Genomic DNA, 445 nt, shown 5'->3' with positions numbered 1-445 from the left:
CTGCATTCCGTTAATATCTGCTATGGCGAAAAGATTATTGGTCATATCGGCCTTAGTGAAGAAACCAACCTTCCTGTCATAGAGTACCAGCAACACTGGAAGGCAAACGGCTTCCCCATCTCACCTTCACTTTCCTTCCAGAGCTCTAACTCACCGGCTAGTGTCTATAACTACCTGGATAACTTACTCCCCGAGGGCAAAGCCAGAGAGCTACTCGCACAGAACCTTGGTGTCAGCGAAAAGAATGTCTTCGCTCAGACTTTAGCTCTGGGTCAGGATGTATCCGGAGCCTTTACATTCAGTAGCCATGAGACTCCCAACCAACCAACTTTTCGAGAGATTCCATCGAAAGAACTCGTACGGCGGCTTGAGCAAAAAGAAGATTTTGGATTGCTGCACTGGGACGACAAGCCCCGCTTGAGTGTTGCCGGTGTGCAGGACAAAC

1 protein-coding gene is annotated in these 445 nt (G+C 49.0%); it reads left to right on the top strand.

Annotated elements, in window-relative coordinates; all coding sequences use genetic code 11:
* Window positions 1-445: HipA N-terminal domain-containing protein (locus SB749_RS18715; protein ID WP_410711623.1), on the top strand; the 445-nt coding region annotated here is incomplete at both ends.

It is taken from the genome of Brevibacterium sp. SIMBA_078, assembly GCF_046534565.1.
In the GTDB taxonomy this organism is placed as follows: domain Bacteria; phylum Actinomycetota; class Actinomycetes; order Actinomycetales; family Brevibacteriaceae; genus Brevibacterium.
Note: the sequence above shows the minus strand (reverse complement) of the source record. Positions and strands in the feature narration are given on the sequence as shown.